Source organism: Nonomuraea sp. NPDC003754 (assembly GCF_053605785.1).
Genome location: NZ_JBSGJX010000001.1, coordinates 526,546 through 547,592, shown reverse-complemented (window position 1 = coordinate 547,592; position 21,047 = coordinate 526,546). Strand labels below are relative to the sequence as shown.

At 70.6% G+C, this 21,047-nt stretch carries 23 protein-coding genes; 14 read left to right on the top strand and 9 right to left on the bottom strand.

The features are described 5' to 3' along the window. The first annotated feature begins 15 nt into the window (after positions 1–15). From ACWEVS_RS02465 to truA, 10 genes are all read left to right on the top strand, one after another. Positions 16–402, top strand: coding sequence for a DUF1707 SHOCT-like domain-containing protein (locus ACWEVS_RS02465; RefSeq protein WP_354906466.1), 387 nt, complete (start codon positions 16–18; stop codon positions 400–402). A gap of 97 nt (positions 403–499) precedes the next feature. Next, the gene (locus ACWEVS_RS02460; RefSeq protein ID WP_452549569.1) at positions 500–895 is read left to right on the top strand and encodes a hypothetical protein; all 396 of its coding nucleotides are present in this window, start codon (positions 500–502) and stop codon (positions 893–895) included. A 714-nt stretch (positions 896–1,609) separates the two neighbouring features. After that, positions 1,610–1,831, top strand: a complete 222-nt coding sequence (gene infA / locus ACWEVS_RS02455) for a translation initiation factor IF-1 (protein WP_012887858.1) — start codon at positions 1,610–1,612, stop codon at positions 1,829–1,831. Positions 1,832–1,855: 24 nt separating this feature from the next. Continuing rightward, on the top strand, positions 1,856–1,969 hold the full coding sequence (rpmJ, locus tag ACWEVS_RS02450; protein ID WP_003956441.1) for a 50S ribosomal protein L36: 114 nt from the start codon (positions 1,856–1,858) through the stop codon (positions 1,967–1,969). A gap of 190 nt (positions 1,970–2,159) precedes the next feature. Further along, complete coding sequence (rpsM, locus tag ACWEVS_RS02445) at positions 2,160–2,540, top strand: 30S ribosomal protein S13 (protein WP_354906462.1); 381 nt, start codon at positions 2,160–2,162, stop codon at positions 2,538–2,540. A gap of 45 nt (positions 2,541–2,585) precedes the next feature. After that, positions 2,586–2,990, top strand: a complete 405-nt coding sequence (rpsK, locus tag ACWEVS_RS02440; protein WP_020542285.1) for a 30S ribosomal protein S11 — start codon at positions 2,586–2,588, stop codon at positions 2,988–2,990. Between the two features lie 20 nt (positions 2,991–3,010). Continuing rightward, on the top strand, positions 3,011–3,637 hold the full coding sequence (rpsD, locus tag ACWEVS_RS02435) for a 30S ribosomal protein S4 (protein ID WP_354906460.1): 627 nt from the start codon (positions 3,011–3,013) through the stop codon (positions 3,635–3,637). Positions 3,638–3,824: 187 nt separating this feature from the next. Then, the gene (locus ACWEVS_RS02430) at positions 3,825–4,841 is read left to right on the top strand and encodes a DNA-directed RNA polymerase subunit alpha (RefSeq protein WP_354906459.1); all 1,017 of its coding nucleotides are present in this window, start codon (positions 3,825–3,827) and stop codon (positions 4,839–4,841) included. Positions 4,842–5,104: 263 nt separating this feature from the next. Continuing rightward, positions 5,105–5,632: a 50S ribosomal protein L17 gene (rplQ, locus tag ACWEVS_RS02425; protein ID WP_449919778.1), complete on the top strand. Its 528-nt coding sequence runs from the start codon at positions 5,105–5,107 to the stop codon at positions 5,630–5,632. Between the two features lie 64 nt (positions 5,633–5,696). Beyond that, complete coding sequence (gene truA, locus ACWEVS_RS02420) at positions 5,697–6,569, top strand: tRNA pseudouridine(38-40) synthase TruA (RefSeq protein WP_452549567.1); 873 nt, start codon at positions 5,697–5,699, stop codon at positions 6,567–6,569. Positions 6,570–6,754: 185 nt separating this feature from the next. Here the strand turns inward: truA and ACWEVS_RS02415 are convergent, their stop codons facing one another. The 3 genes from ACWEVS_RS02415 to ACWEVS_RS02405 form a co-directional block, all read right to left on the bottom strand. Continuing rightward, complete coding sequence (locus ACWEVS_RS02415) at positions 6,755–10,966, bottom strand: hypothetical protein (protein WP_452549565.1); 4,212 nt, start codon at positions 10,964–10,966, stop codon at positions 6,755–6,757. 195 nt (positions 10,967–11,161) lie between these two features. After that, the gene (locus tag ACWEVS_RS02410) at positions 11,162–11,965 is read right to left on the bottom strand and encodes a hypothetical protein (protein ID WP_452549563.1); all 804 of its coding nucleotides are present in this window, start codon (positions 11,963–11,965) and stop codon (positions 11,162–11,164) included. Positions 11,966–12,000: 35 nt separating this feature from the next. Beyond that, positions 12,001–12,771, bottom strand: coding sequence for a CAP domain-containing protein (locus ACWEVS_RS02405; RefSeq protein WP_449919788.1), 771 nt, complete (start codon positions 12,769–12,771; stop codon positions 12,001–12,003). A gap of 307 nt (positions 12,772–13,078) precedes the next feature. Here ACWEVS_RS02405 and rplM point away from each other — a divergent pair, with 307 nt between their 5' ends. From rplM to glmM, 3 genes are read left to right on the top strand one after another with little or no spacing between them, the layout of a single operon-like run. Next, positions 13,079–13,522, top strand: coding sequence for a 50S ribosomal protein L13 (gene rplM / locus ACWEVS_RS02400; protein WP_354906450.1), 444 nt, complete (start codon positions 13,079–13,081; stop codon positions 13,520–13,522). A gap of 25 nt (positions 13,523–13,547) precedes the next feature. After that, positions 13,548–14,069, top strand: a complete 522-nt coding sequence (rpsI, locus tag ACWEVS_RS02395; RefSeq protein ID WP_354906448.1) for a 30S ribosomal protein S9 — start codon at positions 13,548–13,550, stop codon at positions 14,067–14,069. A 1-nt stretch (position 14,070) separates the two neighbouring features. Next, positions 14,071–15,420: a phosphoglucosamine mutase gene (glmM, locus tag ACWEVS_RS02390; RefSeq protein ID WP_452549560.1), complete on the top strand. Its 1,350-nt coding sequence runs from the start codon at positions 14,071–14,073 to the stop codon at positions 15,418–15,420. Between the two features lie 67 nt (positions 15,421–15,487). Here glmM and ACWEVS_RS02385 read toward each other — a convergent pair whose 3' ends face one another. From ACWEVS_RS02385 to ACWEVS_RS02365, 5 genes are read right to left on the bottom strand one after another with little or no spacing between them, the layout of a single operon-like run. Then, positions 15,488–16,204: an ABC transporter permease subunit gene (locus tag ACWEVS_RS02385; protein WP_452549558.1), complete on the bottom strand. Its 717-nt coding sequence runs from the start codon at positions 16,202–16,204 to the stop codon at positions 15,488–15,490. After that, positions 16,204–17,118, bottom strand: a complete 915-nt coding sequence (locus ACWEVS_RS02380; protein WP_354906443.1) for an ABC transporter ATP-binding protein — start codon at positions 17,116–17,118, stop codon at positions 16,204–16,206. The genes ACWEVS_RS02385 and ACWEVS_RS02380 overlap by 1 nt, the downstream gene beginning before the upstream one ends. Next, positions 17,115–17,969, bottom strand: coding sequence for an ABC transporter permease subunit (locus tag ACWEVS_RS02375; protein ID WP_354906442.1), 855 nt, complete (start codon positions 17,967–17,969; stop codon positions 17,115–17,117). The genes ACWEVS_RS02380 and ACWEVS_RS02375 overlap by 4 nt, the downstream gene beginning before the upstream one ends. Continuing rightward, positions 17,962–18,855 (bottom strand): ABC transporter ATP-binding protein, encoded by an 894-nt coding sequence (locus ACWEVS_RS02370; RefSeq protein ID WP_452549555.1) that lies wholly within the window; start codon positions 18,853–18,855, stop codon positions 17,962–17,964. The genes ACWEVS_RS02375 and ACWEVS_RS02370 overlap by 8 nt, the downstream gene beginning before the upstream one ends. Positions 18,856–18,865: 10 nt before the next feature. Continuing rightward, positions 18,866–19,828, bottom strand: coding sequence for a DUF389 domain-containing protein (locus tag ACWEVS_RS02365; protein WP_452549553.1), 963 nt, complete (start codon positions 19,826–19,828; stop codon positions 18,866–18,868). Positions 19,829–19,892: 64 nt separating this feature from the next. Here ACWEVS_RS02365 and ACWEVS_RS02360 point away from each other — a divergent pair, with 64 nt between their 5' ends. After that, on the top strand, positions 19,893–20,024 hold the full coding sequence (locus tag ACWEVS_RS02360) for a hypothetical protein (RefSeq protein WP_354906437.1): 132 nt from the start codon (positions 19,893–19,895) through the stop codon (positions 20,022–20,024). On the opposite strand, the gene coaA is transcribed toward ACWEVS_RS02360, so the two are convergent. Further along, positions 19,996–20,898, bottom strand: a complete 903-nt coding sequence (gene coaA, locus ACWEVS_RS02355) for a type I pantothenate kinase (RefSeq protein ID WP_354906505.1) — start codon at positions 20,896–20,898, stop codon at positions 19,996–19,998. The genes ACWEVS_RS02360 and coaA overlap by 29 nt on opposite strands. Positions 20,899–21,047 lie beyond the last annotated feature (149 nt).

Here is a 21,047-nt window from a genome sequence, read left to right as displayed (position 1 = left end):
GCGCAGAGCCCCGAAATGCGTGCATCGGACGTCGACCGCGATCGGGTGGCGGCCATCCTCCGCGAACACACCGCGCAGGGCCGGATCACGGTCGAGGAGTTCAACGAGCGGCTGGAGCAGGTCTACCAGAGCAAGACCTACGGCGAGCTCGCGCGGGTCACCGCCGATCTGCCGGAGGTCGACCTGCGGGCGCAGGCCGCCCGTCTTCCCGCCACTCCCGCGCAGTCGGGGATGCACTCCGGCATGAAGGGCGCCTGGGCCGCCTGGGCGTCGGCGGTGGCGGTCACGTCGGTGATCTGGCTGCTGACCGACTTCGGCGGCTACTTCTGGCCGATGTGGGTGGCCGGTCCCTGGGGCGCGTTGCTCCTGGTAAGCAGCATTTTCGGCAATCACCGGAAATGACCCGATCTGTGCACTAGTGCACTGTGTGGATTTGTGCGCGGAAGGCCCGGCGGCTGCTTCCTAACGTGAGTGTCACATCGCTCACAGGAGGAAGAACATGCGAAAGATTCTCATTGCAGCGGCCATTACCGGCTCCGCCCTGACGGGTCTGGCCGTCGCCCCCGCCGCCCAGGCGGCGACCACACAGGCCGGCGCCACCGGCGGTTGGGGGAAGTACTTCTCCAGCGACGGCAGCGCCTACACCTACGGCACGTCCTTCTCGTCGCACGGCAAGGTCTACACCAAGTGGTACGGCCAGGAGAAGTCCGGCGGCAAACACGGCTACGTGTGGTTCGAGTACTACAAGGGCGGCAGCTGGCACAAGTTCGCCCAGGGCTGGGACGGCAAGCACTCCAGCGCCTGGAGCGACCAGGGGATCAAGAAGGTCTACACCTACACGTGCTACGGCGCCTCCAAGTTCGACAACTGCGGCAGCAAGCACCGCATCTACTGAGAAACACCGCGCGCACGACGCGCATCTCTGGGGGCTCTGGACGTGAGGAGGCCCGCCGGTGACACCGTCACCGGCGGGCCTTCGCCGTTTCCTCTGTCCGTTCCTCTGTCCTGGTACGGCAGGCAAGACCCAGTCTTTACCGCTGGTCGTATTTGGCGGTGATCACGCCGGGTAGATGCTCTTTGACGATGGATCTGTCGCCGCCCGGCGCGGTGAGATCACCGGTCACGGTCAATGCCTGCGACCCGGCCGGTGGCATCCCACCGCGATCCGCACACGGGCGGGGGCGGCCCGCCGACGGCGGGCTCCGCCCTCCCGGTGGTGACCGGCCGTGCTGCTCGCGGTGGACACCTTCGACCGTCGTCACCTGGAGAAGCGTCCTCGACATGACGACGCTCCATGAGCACGTGCCCGCCCGGTTTCGCGTGTCGGCGGCTGCTGGGGCCGGGCGGGCACGTCTGCGGGGGACCTGCGCCTCGGCTCGCGTGGCGGCGGATCCACCGTGGATCTGGGGTAACCTTGGGCATGGTTGTGTCAGGACACCTGGCACGGGCGTTTCGCATTTTCCCGCTAGGTGTCGTACACTCCTTAGTCGGCTCACTATGGCCATCCTGTGTTGGCGGTCTCGCAGACCGCCGCTCTCATCCGATACAGGTGGTCGCGGCTGCTTAGTGACCGATACCTCAGACGACCGATCAGTGAAACGCGAGGGACATGGCCAAGAAAGACGGCGCCATCGAGATCGAGGGCACTGTGGTTGAGTCGCTCCCGAACGCGATGTTCAGGGTGCAACTCGACAACGGCCATAAGGTCCTGGCCCACATCAGCGGACGGATGCGGATGCACTACATCCGGATCCTGCCCGACGACCGGGTAGTCGTAGAACTGAGCCCTTACGACCTGAGTCGTGGGCGGATCGTCTACCGATACAAGTAAAACGTCTGAGGATCACGAAGGACTATGAAGGTTAAGCCGAGCGTCAAGAAGATCTGCGACAAGTGCAAGGTGATCCGCCGGCACGGTCGCGTCATGGTGATCTGCGACAACCTGCGCCACAAGCAGCGCCAGGGCTAGTCGCGAAGGCTTCTCCGAGTCCGCCCCTTGATCGGGTGCGGGCTCGACGCATGAGAAGCCTGAGTCAGTAAGCGCGTTTCACACCCACGCGAGTGGGACACCCCCGGTCGGAGGCCGGGGCCCTCACCCCGGGCATGGGGAGGGGAGTGGGGCGCAAGACCTCCGCCACAGTGAAGGAGAATGCCCGACCATGGCTCGCCTGGTTGGCGTCGACCTCCCCCGCGAGAAGCGGCTGGAGATCGCTCTCACCTACATCTACGGAATCGGCCGCACCCGCGCCCTGGAGATCCTCCAGGCCACCGGCGTCAGCGGCGACCTGCGTGTGCACCAGCTCACCGACGCTGAGCTCGTCCCGATGCGTGACTACATCGAGGCGAACTTCAAGATCGAGGGTGACCTGCGCCGCGAGGTCCAGGCCGACATCCGCCGCAAGATCGAAATCGGCTGCTACCAGGGCATCCGTCACCGCAAGGGTCTGCCCGTCCACGGCCAGCGCACCCAGACCAACGCGCGCACCCGTAAGGGCAAGAAGAAGACCGTCGCCGGTAAGAAGAAGCCCGGTAAGAAGTAGTCCGCGCAGCTGTCGGACCGAAGACCTCAGGAGTGAAGGCAAGGAATGCCTCCTAAGAGCCGCCAGGGTGCGCCGAAGAAGGTGCGCCGCAAGGAAAAGAAGAACGTCGCTCACGGCCACGCGCACATCAAGAGCACGTTCAACAACACGATCGTTTCGATCACCGACCCGAACGGGAACGTGATCTCCTGGGCCAGCGCCGGCCACGTGGGTTTCAAGGGCTCCCGTAAGTCCACCCCGTTCGCCGCTCAGATGGCCGCGGAGAACGCCGCTCGCCGCGCCATGGAGCACGGCATGCGCAAGGTCGACGTCTTCGTCAAGGGCCCCGGCTCCGGCCGTGAGACCGCGATCCGTTCGCTGCAGGCGACCGGCCTCGAGGTCGGCTCGATCCAGGACGTGACCCCGGTTCCGCACAACGGCTGCCGTCCGCCGAAGCGCCGCCGCGTCTGACACCCAGGAGATAGAGAGAAATGGCTCGTTACACGGGTGCGGACTGCAAGCTCTGCCGTCGCGAGAAGACCAAGCTCTTCCTCAAGGGCAGCAAGTGCGAGTCCGCGAAGTGCCCCATCGAGATCCGTCCTTACCCGCCGGGTGAGCACGGTCGCGGCCGTCCCAAGGAGTCTGAGTACCAGCTCCAGCTTCGTGAGAAGCAGAAGACCCGCCGCATCTACGGCGTCCTCGAGAAGCAGTTCCGCAACTACTACGAGGAAGCCAACAAGAAGGGCGGCAAGACCGGCGAGAACCTTCTCCAGATCCTGGAGAGCCGTCTCGACAACGTGGTCTACCGCGCCGGTTTCGCCCAGTCGCGCGACGCCGCTCGCCAGCAGGTCCGTCACGGCCACATCCTGGTGAACGGCAAGAAGGTCGACATCCCGTCGTACCGCGTCCGCGAGCACGACATCGTCGAGGTCCGCGAGAAGGCCGTCAACCTGATGCCGTACGAGGTCGCCAAGGCGACCGCGGGCGACAGGACGGTCCCGGCGTGGCTCGGCGTCGTGCCGGAGAAGCTCCGCGTCCTGGTTCACCAGCTGCCGGTTCGCCAGCAGATCGACACCCAGGTCCAGGAGCAGCTGATCGTCGAGCTCTACTCCAAGTAGGCCGTACGGGCGGCGTGCCCCTCGCGGGCGCGCCGCCACTGCTCGCTTCGGCGGGCGTCTTCCCTCGTGGATGGGATTCCCTGTCCGCGAGGGTCACATGGGGTACGGCATGCCGTACCCCATTTAGGCTGTTCATCGGAGTGGTGTCATATAGCGGGCGCCACACGACAAGGGGAGATCCCGAAACATGCTGATCGCTCAGCGTCCGACTCTTCTCGAAGAGTCGATCGACGAGACCCGGTCCAAGTTCGTCATCGAGCCGCTGGAGCCGGGCTTCGGCTACACCATCGGCAACTCGCTGCGCCGCACGCTGCTGTCGTCCATCCCGGGCGCGGCCGTGACGAGCATCCGCATCGAGGGCGTCCTGCACGAGTTCTCGACCGTTCCCGGTGTGAAGGAAGACGTCACCGACATCATCCTCAACCTCAAGGAACTGGTCGTCTCCTCGGAGCACGACGAGCCCGTCGTGATGTACCTGCGCAAGCAGGGCCCCGGCGAGGTCACCGCCGCCGACATCGCGCCGCCGGCCGGTGTCGAGGTGCACAACCCCGACCTGCGCATCGCCACGCTGAACGGCAAGGCGAAGCTGGAGATGGAGCTGACCGTCGAGCGCGGTCGCGGCTACGTCTCCGCCGCGCAGAACAAGCAGCCGGGCCAGGAGATCGGTCGCATCCCGATCGACTCCATCTACTCCCCGGTGCTCAAGGTCACCTACAAGGTCGAGGCCACCCGTGTCGAGCAGCGCACCGACTTCGACCGGCTGATCCTCGACGTCGAGACCAAGGCCGCGATGAAGCCCCGCGACGCGGTGGCCTCCGCCGGCAAGACCCTCGTCGAGCTGTTCGGCCTGGCCCGCGAGCTCAACGTCGAGGCCGAGGGCATCGACATCGGCCCGTCGCCGACGGACGCGGCGCTCGCCGCCGACCTGGCGCTGCCGATCGAGGAGCTCAACCTCACGGTCCGCTCCTACAACTGCCTCAAGCGCGAGGGCATCCACACCGTGGGTGAGCTCGTGGCACGCAGCGAGCAGGACCTGCTCGACATCAGGAACTTCGGCGCCAAGTCGATCGAAGAGGTCAAGCAGAAGCTGCACGAGATGTCGCTGGCGCTCAAGGACTCCCCGCCCGGGTTCGACCCGAGCGCGGTGGCCGGCGGCGGCTACGACGACGACGACAGCGCGTACGTCGAGACCGAGCAGTACTAGCAGGCCGAGGGCGAGGGACCAGGTCCCTCGCCCGAACCGCGGGGGCGCCGTCCTCGCGGCCCCGGCGATCCGGGCCCCTGGAAGCGGGAGCTCCGGATGGGGCGGGAGTCTGGACGACCAGACGTCGCCACGGCCGGGGACCATGCGGCCCGGAACCTTCCGGGCCGGCGCAGCTGGATATCGCGGGCCTCCTGCGGGAGGCCTGGCGGCTCGACTCCGGTACCTGACACGGCCGGGGCGGGTTCACTCTCAAGGAGAACGCAATGCCCAAGCCCACCAAGGGTGCACGTCTTGGCGGCAGCCCGGCTCACGAGCGGCTGATCCTGGCGAACCTCGCCACGGACCTGTTCCGCCACGGCCGCATCACCACCACCGTGGCCAAGGCCAAGCGCGTCCGCCCGCTGGCGGAGCGCCTCATCACCAAGGCCAAGAAGGGCGACATCCACAACCGTCGCCAGGTGCTGACCGTCGTCAAGGACAAGGGCGTCGTCCACCACCTCTTCACCGAGATCGCGACGACTTTCGCCGAGCGTCCCGGTGGCTACACCCGCATCACCAAGATCGGCAACCGTAAGGGCGACAACGCGCCCATGGCGGTCATCGAGCTGGTGGGCGAGGCGCTGAACCAGGTCGCCACCCGCCGCACGGCTCCGGCCGCCGCCGCCCCGGCCGCCGAGGCCGTGGAGGAGACCACCGAGGCCGTCGCGGAGGCCGCCGAGGAGAGCACCGAGGCCAAGGCCGAGGAGAGCGCCGAGGCTCCGGCCGACGAGGCGAAGAAGGACGAGGCCTGATCTTTCAGGCTCACGGGCCCGGCACCCTTCTGGGTGCCGGGCCTTCCCCGTTTCACGCAGGAGGATGATCGTGGTTCGGCTCCGCCTCGACCTCGGCTACGACGGCACCGGCTTCTCCGGCTGGGCCCGCCAGCCGGGACGGCGCACGGTGCAGGGCGAGCTCGAGGACGCGCTCTGCAAGATCCTCAGACTGGGCGAGGTCGCGCTCACCGTGGCCGGCCGTACGGACGCCGGCGTCCACGCGCGCGGCCAGGTCGCCCACGTCGACCTGCCCGTGGCGGCGCTCAGGGAACTGGAGCGCAACCGCCGCAAGGGCGAGCCCGCCGTCGAGGAGAGCGTCGATGAGCGGCTCTCCACGCTCCTGCGGCGGCTTGCCGGGGTCCTGCCGCCGGATGTGCGGGTTCATCGCGTCAGCGTGGCTCCTGAGGGCTTCGACGCGCGTTTCTCCGCGCTCTCCCGGCGTTACGTCTACCGCGTGCACGACGCGCCCGGCGGCGGCGACCCGCTGCGCCGCAGCGAGATCGTCTGGCACGCGCGTCCGCTCGACCTCGACGCGATGAAGGCCGGGGCCGCGCAACTGCTCGGCGAGCACGACTTCGCCGCCTTCTGCAAGAAGCGGGAAGGCGCCACCACGATCAGGGAACTGCAGCGGCTCGAGTGGGTGCGCACGGAGTCCGGCGTGCTCGAGGCGACCGTCGTGGCCGACGCGTTCTGCCACTCGATGGTCAGGGCCCTCGTCGGGTGCCTGCTGGCGGTGGGAGACGGCAGGCGACCCGTGGAGTGGCCGTCGCGGGTGCTGGCGGGAGCCGTACGGGACTCGGGGGTGCACGTCGCGCCCGCCCACGGTCTGTGCCTCGAAGAGGTCAGCTATCCGCCGGACGAGGAACTGGCCGCCAGGGCGGCCGCCACCCGCAGGGTCCGCACGCTCGCCGGGTGACGCGGTGCTCGCCGGGTGACGCCGTGCTTGCCGGGTGACGCCGTGCTTGCCGGGTGATGCCGTGTTCGCCGGGTGATGCTGTGCTTGCTGGGTCTGGGTGATGCCGAGTGTCGGGCTGGTGCCGTCCGGGTTGTGGCTGTGCCGCCGCCCCTGACCCGGCGACGGCGGCCCGCCTCACGCGCGCGTCACTCGGTGATCCTGCGTTCCAGCACCAGCGAGGTGTGGTCGCGGAAGGCGCCGCTGACGTCGCCCAGGCTCTTCTCCCTGGCGGTCGGGGTGTGGCCGTCGGCGAACGTCGCGTAGCTGAAGACGATGTAGCGACCCCACAGCAGCCCCGCCGCGTACCCGCCCGCGATGTGGACCCGGTCGGCGCCGCTGGACGCCGCGCCGGGCAGTGGCTTGAACCACAGGTTCTTGTCGAGGTCCTTCGCCTGGTCGGCCGAGACGGCCGCCTCCTTGGTCGGCAGGACGGCGATGCCGGTGGTGACGGCGTAGCGCTTCTTGTCGTCGACGTAGGTCGCCCTCAGCACGCGGCTGCACTTCTGGTCGCGCAGCGCCGTGGCGAACGGCCCCGCAGCCGCCTTCTGGCAGTCGTCGGACAGGTCGACCTTGACCCGCGTGTAGACCCGACCGCCGAGGTCGACCTTCTGGTCGGGGAACGCCTCGTTGATCGACATCTTCTCGGGATCGGTGCCCTCGGAGTTGAGCAGCGAGCTGGCCAGCGGGTCGTCGCCCGCGGACGGCCTGGCGCTGGGGGCCGCGGAGGCGCTGTCGGCCGGCTGTGCCGTGCTCATCGAGCGGTAGGCGAAGAAGCCGCCGGTGGCGACCCCGGCCACGATGAGCACACCGAGCGTCGCCATCAGCGCGATCTTGCCCTTGCCCGGCTCGGTGGAGGGCGGCTCGGGCGCGGGCGCGACGCCGCCCTGCGGCATCGGCGCGAACGGATCGAAGGACGCCACCGGCGCGCCGTGCGGCGGCGTCGGCAGGTCCGCGACGCTCGACCCGTCCGGTACGGCGGGCGGCGTGGCCGAGCCCTCGCCGGTCGGGGCGGGCAGCGCGGGAAGGCCGGCTGGGGGCTGGGTCGGGGGCAGCGGGATGGCTCCGAAGGTCGGCGATGGGTCGTCGTGCGGGGCGTCGCCCGCCGCCGTGCCGTTGGCGTGCGGGGCCGTTCCGTCGGTGCCCGACGCCTGCGGATCGGATCCGCCTGCGGTGGGCGTGCCGGAGGACGCGTCCGCGGTGGAGGACTCCGAGCCGGGCCCGGCCGCGTTGGGTCCGTGTGCGTCGGGTCCGGCCGCGTTGGCTTCCTGCGCGTTGGGTCCGGCCGCGTCGGGTCCGGATGTGTCGGTTGCGCCTGAGATCGGCTCGACTGTGTCGGGTGAGGCCGTGGCGGGCCCGGCTGTGCCCGGGTCTGGTGTGCCTGCGGTGGGTGCGCCGGAGTGGGGCGGGTCCGCGCTGAGAGCGTCACCGGCGAGGGGGTCGCTCGCCGGAGAGGTGCCGGACCATCCGCCGGCATCGGTCGCCGGCGGGACGGAGGAGTGGTGGCCGGGGGCGGGCTCCGACGAGGTGGGACGGTGGCCCGGAGCGGTCGCCGATAGGGCGTCGTCGAGAACGTCGTCGAGCACGTCGGCGGGAGGCTCGGTGCCCCTGGAACGTCCCCACGTGGAGCTGTCGAACGGGAGGTCAGGGACGCGGTCGCCGGCGCCGTCGGCGGCAGGCTGGTGCGGCGGCCAGACGGGGACGTCGCCGGGCTCGGCGCTGTGCGCGAACGAGACCGTCATCCCGGGGTCGGTGTTGTCGCCGGCGGCCGTCGCGTGACCTCCGTCGAAGGCCGTGGGGGCCGTCGTGCCGTAACCGCCGGGAGAGTTGGTGGCGGCCGTCGTGCCGTGACCCTCGAGGGAGTCGGTGGCGGCCGTCGTGCCGTGACCCACGGGGGAGTTGGTGGCGGCCGTCGTGCCGTGACCCACGGGGGAGTCGGTGGCCGGTGTCGCGCCGTAACCGCCGGGGGAGTCGGTGGGGGCCGTCGTGTCGTCGCCGTCGGTGAGGCCTGTCGTGCCGTGACCTCTGTCGGTGGCTGCCGGGTCCGGCGTGCCGGGGTCGGAGGTGGCTGTGGCCGTCGCGTCGCCCGTGTCGGCGGAAGCCGGGTTCGTGGCGCCGGGATCGGTGTCGGAGGGGTGCGAGGCCGTCCGGTCCGGGCCGGTATTGGGGGCGAACGGGACCGTCGGGCCGGAGCCGACGGTGTTGCCGTCCTGGAAGCCTTCGTGGTCGCCGATGGGTTCGCCGGTCGCGGCGGGCCACGGTGGCATGCCCGCGACGTCGGCGGTGGCCGACGGCCAGACCTTCATGCCCGCGGCGGCCGCGGTGAAGGCCTGCGGGGGCTGCCAGGTGGATGCGGCCTGATCGGGCTGGATGTACCAGGCCTCGGGAGACGGCGTCCACGGCTCGCCCTGCGGTGCGTGGGGGTGCTGCGCCCCAGTGGTCCCGGGGGCCCCGAGTGTCCCAGGGGCCCCGAATGTCCCGGGGGTGGGCTGCCCGCCGTGCGGGGGTGCCCACGGGGTCTGCGCCTGCCCGGCGGGCGGCGCCCAGGGGGCGTGCGGGGTGCCGGAGTTGGGGGTCTGCGGGATGCCGGGGTTGGGGGCTTGCGGGGTGCCGAGGTTGGGGGCTTGCGGGATGCCGGGGTTGGGGGGCTGTGCGGAGCCGGGGTTGTCGGCCTGCCAGCCGGTGGGCGCGGGTGGCTGGGGGGCGCCGGGCAGCGGGGTGTACGGGGCTCCGGGTACCGGGGGAAGGGGGGCGCCCGAGGGTGGCTGGGCGGCGCCCGGAGGTGCCCAGGCGGCATGCTGCGGGACGCCGGGGTGCGCGGTGGGCGCGGCCCCGGTTCCGGCGTGTGGCCCGGCAACGGGCTGAGGCCCGGAGGGTGATGGGGTGGCGGGCCGGGGGCCGGCGTGCGGGTCCTGCGCGCCTGGCTCGGGGTCGGCGAACCAGTCGTAGGGCTGGGCGTCGTCGGCCTGCGACCACGGCTGGGCGGCCGTCCAGGTCTCGGCGGGCACGCTGGGGGACGCGGACAGCGGCCGGTTGTCGGGCCTGCGGTGCTCGACCGTCGCGTCCTCGACGCCGTCGGTCCGGCCTGTGTCGTTGCCGCCGTCGCTCCGGCCGGCGCCGTCGCCGCCGTCGGGGTGTCCCGCGCCCTCGGCGCCGGCGGGCCGTCCCGCCTGCTCGACGCCGGTGGGCCGGTCTGTGTCCTTCGCGTGGACGGGGCGTCCCGCGCTTCCTGCGGGGTCAAGGGGCCGTCCCGCGTCCTCACCGGCAGACGGGCGCGCGGCCGCGGCGGCGGGCTCGGGCGACCACGGGCCACCCGCGTCGGGAGTCGCCGCGCCAGCCGACCAGGGGCCGTTCGCGTCGGGGGTCGCCAGCTCAGGAGACCACGAGCCGTTCGCGTCGGGAGTCGCCGCGCCAGCCGTCCACGGGCCGTTCGCGTCGGGGGTCGCCGGGGCGGATGGCCAGGGGCCACCGGCGCCGGGCGGCGCGTGTTCGGGGGACCAGGAGGTTCCGGCCGGTGCGGGCGTGGACTCAGGTGCCCACGGGCTTCCCGCGTCCGGCGTCACCGGAGGCTCGGCCGTCCAGGGGGATCCCGCGTGCGGGCCGGCCGCGGCCTCCGGGGTCGTCCACGGTCCGTCGGCGCCGCGTGAGGCGGCCGGTCCGGCGGGCCAGGGGCCGGAGGCGTCCGAAGACGGGGTGGGTCCGGTGGTCCACGGGGTGTCCGGGGATGCGGCGGGTCCGGAGGTCTGCGGAGCGTTCGACGACGCGGCCGGTCCGGCGGTCCAGGGGCCGGAGGCGTCCGAGGACGGGGTGGGTCCGGTGGTCCACGGGGTGTCCGGGGATGCGGCGGGTCCGGAGGTCTGCGGAGCGTTCGACGACGCGGCCGGTCCGGCGGTCCACGGGCCGGAGGCGTCGGAGGACGGGGTGGGTCCGGTGGCCCACGGGGCGCCGGGGGAAGCGAGGCCGGGGGGCGCCGAGGGTGCCGGGGGGCCGGAGGTCCATGGGGCGTCGGTGGGTCCGGTGGGTCCGGAGGTCCAGGCCCCGGGAGTGCCGGAGGAAGCGTGAGGACCGGAGGCCCACGGTGCCGGGGCGTCCGGTGATGTCGCGGGCTCCGGTGGTGCCCACGGGCCGGTGGCGGCGGGGGCGTGACCCCCGTCGGCGGCCATGCCGGACTCGGTGACCGGCAGCCCGGGCGGCGGTCCCTGGTAGACGGGGATCGGCTGGGCCGGTGCCGTACCGGAGCCGGTCACCTGACCGGCGGCGTACGGCGGACCCGCCAGCGCGTCTCCGTGCGCCGCGTCGGCGAAGGCCGATCCGTGCGCCGCGTCGGGGGCGCCTTCCTGGAAGGCTGATGGAGCCGGCACCGTCGGCCTGCCGAAACTCGGCGGTGGCGTCGCCGGTGCGGCTGAGCCGTCCGTCTGGCGCTCGTGCTCAGACCCAGATTCCTGGCCACGCATAGGGGGAGCCTAACCATAGTCAGGAGATCGCCATGCCCGTATGGGTGTTCTCGGACGGATCGGTCGGGCGGTTTGTCCCCTTTTGGTGGCGACTGAGTGGTCTCAGCCCCCGCGGCGGCCGGTGAGCGAACGTGAGTCGAGTGCCGGGTACACGGAGGCGTTGGTCACGTCGTCGCCCGCCTGCGCCAGTTGCTTGCTGCCCTTCTTGTCGGGCTTGTGGCCGTCCTTGAACTGGACGTAGAGCATGATCGCATAGTGGCCGTGCGTGGCCACGTGGACGCTGGCCTCGCCCGCGCCGACGAACTTGGTGATCTCGTCCTTGCCCGCCAGCGGCTTAACGAACTGCTTGCTCTCGCCCTTGGTGCGCACCGAGGCGGCCACCTTCGCCGACGCCTTGCCGTTCAGCAGGTTGGCGACGCCGACAGTACCGATGATCTTCCCTGACTTGTCCTTGAAGGTCGCCCGGATGAGCTGCGAGCACTTGCCGGACTTGAGTGCCTTGTCGAGCTTGTCGCCCTCGGTGGCGTCGGCGCACTTCTTGTCGGTCTTGAGAATCGTCACGGTGTAGGCGCGGCCGTCGACCGTGAACTTCTTCTTGGGGAAGAGCTCCTTCTGCGTGAGCGTGTCGGGGTCGCTCTCGCGGGCGGCGGCGAAGCCGTACTTGTCGGCGGGTGCGACGGGCTGGTCGGCGGGCGGCGCGCTCACGCGGCCCGCCGGGTCGGCCGTCGGGTCGGGACCTTCGGTGTTCCACATCACCACGAGACCGGCCACGAGCGCCCCGAGGACGAGCAGGCCGCCGAGGGCGAACCAGAGCGGGGTGTACGAGCGGGGGCCCTCGTCGTAGGGGCTCCACATCGCTTTGCGCTGCGGTGCGGGGGCTTCGTCGGTCTTCTTGGTGGAACCCATACGCCGAGATTAGCCGGGGTTTACCTGCGGGGAGGTCACGAAAACCCGAAGTCCTGGGTCCACCACGGCCCGCCGGGCCCGGACACGACGCCGACGCCGACCGCGCGGTAGCCGCAATGCAGGAGGTTGCGGCGGTGTGCGGGACTGCCCATCCAGCCGCGCACGGCCTCCTCGGCCGAGGAGTAGCCGCGGCCGATGTTCTCGGCGGCCCCGTCGCGGTAGCCGGCCCGCTCCATGCGCCGCCACGGCGAGGAGCCGTCGGGGGAGTCGTGGGCGAACCTGCCCGACTCGGCCATCTCCAGCGAGTGGGCGCGCGCCGAACCGGTCAGCCGCCGGTCGACGCGCAGCGGGGCGCAGCCCTTGCGGACGCGTTCGGCGTTGGTCAGCCTGACGACCTGGGCGGCCAGGGCGGGGGAGACCTCCAGCAGCGGCGCGCCCAGGACGGTGGTGGGGTCGCCGGGCACCTCTCCCTGCACCACTCCCGGCTCCACCGTCCCCGTCGGCTTCCTGCGCGCCTGCACGGTGGGCCGCGGCGTGGAGGTGGTCTTCACCGTACGGCGGGCGCGGCTCTCCACGTTCGAGCGCGGCTTCCTCGGCGACCCCGAGGCCGACGGGGTGGGGGCGGCGGCGGACGGCGGTGCGGTGTTGTTGAGGTAGACCTGGTCGGAGGCGTCGAGGCGGTTGACCGAGAGCCTGCCGATGAGCACGCCAGCGAACAGGACGGCCAGCAGGCAGGCCAGCAGGCCCAGGAGGTTCCGGCGCCGTGATCTCGGCTGGGGATGCCGGGTGTGAGGGGTCTGCCACATACCGCAGTCAACGATAGGGACGCCAGATATTGCCGGAGAAGGGCTTACAGGGAACCGAAACACAACCGTGCCGCAGGTAAGCTGTGCCGCGGTGTCTCCGCTCGTTTTGACCCGTGTCCGCGAGTGGCGGTACCCTAAGCGTTCGTTGTATGCGAGTCGGTCCGTCTGTGACCGATGCGCGGCGCGTCCGGCGTCATCTCCCATCTGCTGGAGACGGAAGGTCCGGGCTGTCGTGCGCCCGCACCGACCGACCATAGAGCTGTCGCATCCGACAGCGCCGAAGACGCGATTAAAGAAGGCTACGACCGTGCGCACGTACACACCGAAGCCCGCCGACATCCAGCGTCAGTGGTACGTCATCGACGCCACTGACGTGGTGCTGGGCCGGCTGGCCAGCCACGTCGCGAACCTGCTCCGCGGTAAGCACAAGCCGATCTTCGCCAACCACGTCGACACCGGTGACTTCGTCATCGTCATCAACGCCGACAAGGTTTCGCTGAGCGGCAACAAGCTCGAGCAGAAGAAGGCCTACCGCCACTCGGGCTACCCGGGCGGTCTGCGTTCCGTGACCTACGGCGAGCTGATGGAGAAGCGGCCCGACCGCGCCGTCGAGAAGGCCGTCAAGGGCATGCTCCCGAAGAACGCCCTCGGCCGGAAGATGGCCAAGAAGCTGAAGGTCTACGCCGGGTCCGACCACCCGCACCAGGCCCAGCAGCCCGTGCCGTTCGAGATCACCCAGATCGCCCAGTAGTAGTTCGAAAGATTTGAGGAGAACCGTGGCTGAGCCCACCGGTGTCGAGACGGCCGTCGAGGTCGAGCTGGAGGACTACTCCGGCGAGGACTTCCCGTCCGAGTACACCACCGAGTCCGCTGCCGGCGCCGATGCTCCCGTGCGCAAGCCCGTCACCACGGGCAACTCGTACGGCACCGGCCGGCGCAAGGAGGCGATCGCCCGCGTGCGCATCGTCCCCGGTACCGGCAAGTGGACGATCAACGGTCGTTCGCTTGACACCTACTTCCCCAACAAGGTCCACCAGCAGATCGTCAACGAGCCCTTCGTGGTGCTCGGTGCCGAGGAGGCCTTCGACGTCATCGCCCGCATCGACGGCGGCGGCGTGACCGGCCAGGCCGGTGCCCTCCGCATGGGCCTGTCCCGCGCGCTGGCGATCCTCGACGTCGAGAACAACCGCCCGCCGCTGAAGAAGGCCGGCTTCCTGACCCGTGACGCCCGCGCCACGGAGCGGAAGAAGTACGGCCTCAAGAAGGCCCGTAAGGCTCCGCAGTACAGCAAGCGCTAAGTTGGGGCGCCTTTTCGGCACCGACGGGATACGTGGGGTCGCGGGTCGCGACCTCACGGCCGAGCTCGCCATGGACCTCTCGGTCGCGGCGGCTCACGTTCTCGGCGATGCAGGCGCTTTCACCGCCACCGGCCACAAGCGGCCGGTGGCGGTCGTCGGCCGGGACCCCCGCGCCTCAGGTGAGTTCCTGGAGGCCGCGGTGGTCGCCGGCCTCGCGTCGTCAGGGGTGGACGTGCTGCGTCTCGGCGTCCTGCCCACTCCCGCCGTCGCTCATCTCACGGCCGCGCTCGGCGCCGACCTCGGCGTCATGCTGTCGGCCTCGCACAATCCGGCCCCCGACAACGGCATCAAGTTCCTGGCCCGCGGCGGCTTCAAGCTGTCCGACACGGTCGAGGACGAGATCGAGCGGCGGCTGGGCGAGCGCTGGGACCGCCCGGTGGGCGCGGGCGTCGGCCGGGTGCGCGAGGCGTACGGCGAGGCCGACCGCTACATCTCCCACCTGCTCGACACGCTCGGCGGGCGGCTCGACGGGCTCAACATCGTCGTCGACTGCGCCAACGGCGCGGCCAGCGTGGTGGCGCCCGAGGCGCTGCTGCGGGCCGGCGCCCAGGTGGAGGCGATCGGCGCCCGTCCCGACGGGCTGAACATCAACGCGGGCTGCGGCTCGACCCACCTCGACAAGCTGCAGCAGGTCGTCGTCTCGCGCGGCGCCGACCTCGGCATCGCCTACGACGGCGACGCCGACCGCTGCCTGGCGGTCGACCACACGGGCGCGGTGGTCGACGGCGACCAGATCATGGCGATCCTGGCGCTGGCGATGCACGAGGAGAACCGGCTGGCGCGCAACACCGTCGTCGCGACCGTGATGTCCAACCTGGGTTTCAAGCTCGCCATGCGCGAGGCGGGCATCGAGGTCGTCCAGACCGCGGTCGGCGACCGCTACGTGCTGGAGGCGATGAAGGCCGACGGCTACACCCTCGGCGGCGAGCAGTCGGGTCACGTGATCCTGCTCGACCACGCGACGACCGGCGACGGTCTGCTGACCTCGCTGCACCTGCTGTCGGTGGTGGCCAGGTCGGGCAGGTCGCTGCGTGACCTCGCCGCGGTGATGACCGCGCTGCCGCAGATCCTGATCAACGTCAAGGACGTCGACAGGAGCAAGGCGGCCTCGCCGGAGCTGTCGGAGGCGGTGGCGGTGGCCGAGGCGGAGCTCGGCGAGACGGGGCGCGTCCTCATCAGGCCGAGCGGCACCGAGCCGATGATCAGGGTGATGGTCGAGGCCTCGTCGGAGGAGCAGGCCAGCAGGGTCGCGGGCCGGCTGGCCGACGTGGTCCGCAGCGCCTGCGTCTGACGGCGTTTCTCCCAAGGGGGGTACGGCACGCGCGTGCCGTACCCCCCTTGGTGTTGCCGGACGTCTCTTACTCGTCGCCGGTCAGGGACAAGGAGCGCAGCCGCTGGCCCGCCCACACGACCGCGGCGACCGTCACCACGATCAGCGCCGGGATGGCGAAGCCGGGCTTCACGTCCGCCGTCAGGAACGGCGAGGAGCTGATCTGGTCGGCGATCGACTTGGCCCACTGCTGGACCGAGAACTGCCTGACCCCTGACACCAGGTTGCCGATCAGGCCCTCCCACACCAGCGCGTAGATGATCCCGATGGTGACGGCGTGCTTGGTGATGACCCCGAGCAGCAGGAACACCGCCGCGTAGGCGATGCCGCCGCACAGCGCTCCCACCGTGAAGCCGCCGGCGACCCCCGACTCGGTGCCCACCAGCAGCCAGGCCGACACGAAGGTGGGCACCGCGGCGAACAGGGCCAGCAGCGAGGCGGCCACGGCGAACTTGGTCTGGATGATGACGGGCCGCGAGATCGGCTTGGACAGCAGGTGCAGGACGGTGCCGTCGTCGATCTCCGGCGCGATCACGCCGGTGCCGGCGATCAGGCCGAGCAGCGGCAGCATGGTCCCGATGGCGAAGCTCTGCATGAGCGCGACCGCCGACCGCTCGTCCGCGCTGCCGACCATCCGCAGCAGCAGCGCCATGCCGACCAGGGCCAGGGGAAGCAGGACGAGCAGCAGGATGCGGCGGCGGCCGAGGACCGCGCGGTAGGTGATGCCCGCTACGACGCCGTTCACTAGGAACTCCTTGTGATCAGGTAGGCGAAGACGCTCTCCAGGTCCTCGTCGGCGGGGGAGACCTGGTGGAGGTGGACGCCCTCGTGCTGGGCGACGCGCGGCAGCAGCCAGGTGAAGCGGCGGAACTCGGCCGCCTGCACCTCGAGGCCGTTGGGGGTGAGCGTCACGCCCGCCGCCGACCTGTCCGCGATGAGCGCGGCGGCCAGCTTCCTGTCGTCGCTCGAGCGGATCCTGAACAGGTGCGGCCGGTCGGTCATCAGGCGGCGGATCTGGCGGAAGTCTCCCGAGGCGGCGTGCCGTCCGGCGACGACGACCTCGATGTGCTGGGCGACCCGCTCGACCTCCTCCAGGATGTGCGAGCTGAACAGGATCGTCCGGCCCTCGGTGCCCATGGCGGTGATGAGGTCCATCAGCTGGAGGCGCTGGCGCGGGTCCATGCCGTTGAACGGTTCGTCGAGCAGCAGCACCTGCGGCTGGTGGACGAGGGCGGCGGCGACCTTGACGCGCTGCTTCATGCCCTTGGAGTAGGTCTCGACGCGGCGGTCCTTGGCCGCCTCCATCTCGACCATGGCCAGGGCCTTGGTGGCGGCGTCCTCGGGCGAGGGCAGCCCGTGCAGCTTGGCCGCCGACAGCACGAACTGCCAGCCGGTGAGGAAGCCGTAGATCCCCTCACGCTCGGGCACCAGGCCGATGTGGCGGTAGATGTGGTGGTTCTTCCAGGTGGTGGCGCCGTCGACGGTCACCGTGCCGCTCGACGGCGCCAGGAAGCCGGCCATCATGTGCAGGAGCGTGGACTTGCCCGCGCCGTTCGGACCGAGCAGGCCCGTGACGCCGGGGCCGATGGTCATGGTGACGTCGTTGACGGCCACCACGTTGCCGTACCAACGCGAGACCTGGGCGAGCTCGATCTTCACCGGGAGGCCGCCTTCCGGTAGCGGAGGATGAACGCCGCCAGGCTCAGCGCGATGAGCGCGACGACCACGAGGGCGGCCAGGGCGCCGGGCGGGTAGGTGTAGCCGTTGGCGGGCGTGGTGCCGAACAGCCACGACTGCACCGCGTCGACGAGGAAGAACGGGTTGATCAGCCACGACAGCTCGGCCAGGCTGGTACGGCCCAGCCCCTCGAAGGCCGCGAAGAGCGCGCCCTGCACGGCCGCGGCCAGCAGGTACACCGCGATGACGGAGGCGACGCCCAGGCCGCGGCGCGGCGTGAAGGAGGCGAGCGCCAGGCCGAACGTGGACAGCAGCAGCGCCAGCAGCAGCGCCGTGACCACGGCCCCGATGTACTCCTTGGTGTGCGGCGGCCCCGGCGGGTCGACGAGCAGCTCGCCGGCGAACATCACCGTCAGCGGGACGGCGACCAGCGCGAACACCGCGGCGGTCATCGCCGCCACCTTGGCCGCGACGTAGTCGGAGGAGGAGATGGGCCGCGACAGGTACAGCGGCAGCACCTTGTACCGCAGGTCGGGCGCGGTGATCGTGGGCGACTGCGCGGCCAGGAAGATGGCGATGACCGGCTGCATCATGATGGCGTAGTTGGTGTAGCCGATGTCGACGCGGCCGGTCAGCGCCATCAGCGCGATGGAGACCACCGGCAGCACCATCATGGCTCCGGCCAGCAGGAACGGCATGAGCTTGCTGCGCGCCCTGCGCCCGAGCCCGAAGAGGCTGCGCAGGTTCTGGACGATCAGCGCGCGTACGGCGTGGGCCCGGCCGAGCCGTACGCCGTCGTAGTGGCGGTAGCCGATGTCGTAGATCTCAGACACGGAACACGTCCTCGATTCGCTGCCTGCCCTGTTCGAGCCGGATGAGGCACAGGTCGAGCTCGCACACCGCGTCGCGGACGGCGTCGTAGGTCTCGGGGCCGCTGACGTCGACCAGCAGGCCGCGGCCGTGCGGGGCGGCGGAGTGGCCGAGCTCGGCCAGCCTGGCCGCCAGCGGCTCGGCGCCCTCCTCGACCTCGACGGTGAGGGTCTGGGTGGCCTGGGTGAACTCGGTGATGGCGCTGGAGCGCAGCAGCCGCCCGCCGTCGATGACGATGACGTGGTCGCAGACGCGTTCGAGCTCGCCGAGCAGGTGGGAGGTGACCAGGACGCTGATGCCGAACTCGGTGCCGATCCGCCTGATCAGCGTGAGCATCTCGTCGCGGCCCCGCGGGTCGAGCCCGTTGGTCGGCTCGTCCAGGAACACCACCTTGGGGTCGTGGACGAGCGCCTGGGCGAGCTTGACGCGCTGCTTCATGCCGGTGGAGTAGCCGCCGATGGCGCGGTAGCGCTCCTCGTACAGGCCGACGTGCCGCAGCACGTCGGCGGCGCGCTCGCGGGCGGCGGTGCGCGGGAGCCCGGAGATCTGCGCGAGGTGGACGACCAGCTCGGTGGCGGACACGTCGGGCGGCAGGCAGTCGTGCTCGGGCATGTAGCCGACGAGTGAGCGGATGCGCGGGCCCTGGGTGACCACGTCCAGGCCCAGGACCTCCGCGCGGCCGGACGTGGGCGGCAGCAGGCCGAGCAGGATCTTGATCAGCGTCGACTTGCCCGCCCCGTTGGCGCCCACCAGGCCCGTGACGCCGGCTCCGACCGTGATGGACAACTGGTCCAGCGCGGTCACCGTCGGGAAGCGTTCGGTCAGCCCCTCGGTCGCGAGGATGTGCATGATCCGGACCCTACCCGGGCAGACCCTCCGACGGCCTCGTCCCCGTGGACGAACCGAGTCTCATCCCCTGGGGCCAGATGCGGCGCTGGACGTATAGCACCGCCGTGCCGGAGACCACCATGCCCGCGATGTTGACGCCGAGTTGCAGCGCGGACCCGCCGAGCTCGCTCCAGTTGCCGAGGGCCACGGCGACGGCCGCGTAGCCGGCCGCCGGGATGGTGGTGACGGAGATGAAGACGCCCACCAGCGCCGACGACTTGCCCGCGGTGACCGACAACACGCCTGCCGCGCCCGCCAGCAGGGCGACGATGAACGACCAGCGGTCGGGTTTGACGATGAACTGGACTTCCTCGTGGCCGGTGTTGAGGGCCTGCGCGTCGATCCAGCCGAGGCCGCGCGCGACCAGGGCGCAGGCCGTGGTGATGGCGATCGCGATGCCGAAGCCGACGGCCAGCGTGGCCAGGGCCCTGCCCACCAGGTTCCAGCGCCAGGTCAGCAGGCCGAAGCAGATGGCCGCGATCGCGCCGAACTCGGGGCCGAGGACCATCGCGCCGACGATCAGGATGGGGGAGTTGGTGATGACACCGATGCCCGCGAGCATGGTGGCGATCACCATGAAGGCGAGGAAGGCCCAGGTGATCCGCAGGTCCTCGGCGATCCGCTGGGCCAGGGCCGCCCACACCACGGCGTCGTCGCCCTCTCCCGGCGCCTCGGCCTTGGCCTGGTGGGCGACGCGGGAGAGCGCCAGGTCGACCTGCTCGACCGAGATGGAGCCCTCCTGCTCCAGCCAGCCGATCCGGTCGAGGACCTCGTTGGCGGCCTCGCGGGCCACGTCACAGAAGATCAGGTCACCGCGAGGCGTGCGGGCGGTTCCCGGGAGGACGGCGATGTTGGTGACTCCCACACAGCCCTCCAGGGCGTCCAGCACCTCGTCGGTGCGGCCTGGGGGGCTGATGAGTCGCAGATGCAGCACGCGCCCCATTGTCGTCCATCGGATGTTGATAGGGCGTTGACCGGGTTCGGCCAGGCTGCCGGGCATGAGGAACAGTTGTCACGAGGAGGGCGAACCCTGCTGGTTCGCCGACATCGACGATCTCGGGTGTCAGGGCCGGTTCGCGGCCTTCGTGATGGAGCAGGCCGTCAGGTACGGCGCAGCCGTACCCGCGTGATGGAGTGGTCGGGGCCCTTCTTGAGCACCAGGCCCGCGCGACCCCGGGTGGGCAGGATGTTCTCGACGAGGTTGCGCTCGTTGATGTCGCGCCACACGTTCTTGGCGAACGTGGTGGCCTCCTCCTCCGAGAGCTCCGCGATGTGCCTGAAGTACGACTTCGGATCCTCGAAGGCGGTACGGCGCAGTTGGTGGAAGCGGTGGACGTACCAGGTGCGGATGTCCTCGACCTTGGCGTCGACGTAGATGGAGAAGTCGAAGTAGTCGTTGACGGCCAGCGCCGCGGGAGGGGCGGGCTGCAGCACGTTCAGCCCCTCGATGATGAGGATGTCGGGCTTCTTCACGGCCTGGGTCACGCCGGGCACGATGTCGTACTCCAGGTGGGAGTACACGGGGGCGTGCGCCTCGTCCGAGCCCGCCTTCACCTCGGCGACGAAGCGCACCAGGGCGCGGCGGTCGTAGCTCTCGGGGAAGCCCTTGCGGTGCATGATCCCGCGCGACTCCAGCACCTCGTTGGGGTAGAGGAAGCTGTCGGTGGTGATCAGCGCGACCTTGGGGTGCTCGGGCCAGCGGGCCAGCAGCGTCCTGAGCAGCCGCGCCGTGGTCGACTTGCCGACCGCGACGCTTCCCGCGATGCCCAGGATGTACGGCACGCGCTGCTCCTGGTTGCCGAGGAACGCGCTCAGCACGCTGCTGCGCTGCTTGGACCCGGTGAAGTGGAGGTTCAGCAACCGGGTCAGGGGGAGGTAGATGTCGGTGACCTCGCTGAGATCGATCGGGTCGTCGACGCCGCGGAGGTCTTCCAGCTCGTCTGCGGTGAGAGTCAAGGGCGTGTTCTTGCGGAGCTCGCTCCACTGCTCCCTGCTCAGGTCCACGTAGCCGTTGTTCACGCTGAAAGCCTATTGACCGGCGAAGCTTGGTCGGTTCGTGGGTGTCGTGATGCGTTGTGCACAGGCTGTGGACGAACACCTGGGATTACGCGGGCGCCGGACCGGGTAACAGAAGGTGTTCACGCGGCGGAATT

Coding starts and splice junctions, on each gene's coding strand:
- ACWEVS_RS02465 (WP_354906466.1), top strand. CDS start 16: ATGCGTGCATCGGACGTCGACCGCGATCGGGTGGCGGCCATCCTCCGC.
- ACWEVS_RS02460 (WP_452549569.1), top strand. CDS start 500: ATGCGAAAGATTCTCATTGCAGCGGCCATTACCGGCTCCGCCCTGACG.
- infA (WP_012887858.1), top strand. CDS start 1,610: ATGGCCAAGAAAGACGGCGCCATCGAGATCGAGGGCACTGTGGTTGAG.
- rpmJ (WP_003956441.1), top strand. CDS start 1,856: ATGAAGGTTAAGCCGAGCGTCAAGAAGATCTGCGACAAGTGCAAGGTG.
- rpsM (WP_354906462.1), top strand. CDS start 2,160: ATGGCTCGCCTGGTTGGCGTCGACCTCCCCCGCGAGAAGCGGCTGGAG.
- rpsK (WP_020542285.1), top strand. CDS start 2,586: ATGCCTCCTAAGAGCCGCCAGGGTGCGCCGAAGAAGGTGCGCCGCAAG.
- rpsD (WP_354906460.1), top strand. CDS start 3,011: ATGGCTCGTTACACGGGTGCGGACTGCAAGCTCTGCCGTCGCGAGAAG.
- ACWEVS_RS02430 (WP_354906459.1), top strand. CDS start 3,825: ATGCTGATCGCTCAGCGTCCGACTCTTCTCGAAGAGTCGATCGACGAG.
- rplQ (WP_449919778.1), top strand. CDS start 5,105: ATGCCCAAGCCCACCAAGGGTGCACGTCTTGGCGGCAGCCCGGCTCAC.
- truA (WP_452549567.1), top strand. CDS start 5,697: ATGATCGTGGTTCGGCTCCGCCTCGACCTCGGCTACGACGGCACCGGC.
- ACWEVS_RS02410 (WP_452549563.1), bottom strand. CDS start 11,965: ATGGGTTCCACCAAGAAGACCGACGAAGCCCCCGCACCGCAGCGCAAA.
- ACWEVS_RS02405 (WP_449919788.1), bottom strand. CDS start 12,771: ATGTGGCAGACCCCTCACACCCGGCATCCCCAGCCGAGATCACGGCGC.
- ACWEVS_RS02370 (WP_452549555.1), bottom strand. CDS start 18,855: ATGCACATCCTCGCGACCGAGGGGCTGACCGAACGCTTCCCGACGGTG.
- ACWEVS_RS02360 (WP_354906437.1), top strand. CDS start 19,893: ATGAGGAACAGTTGTCACGAGGAGGGCGAACCCTGCTGGTTCGCCGAC.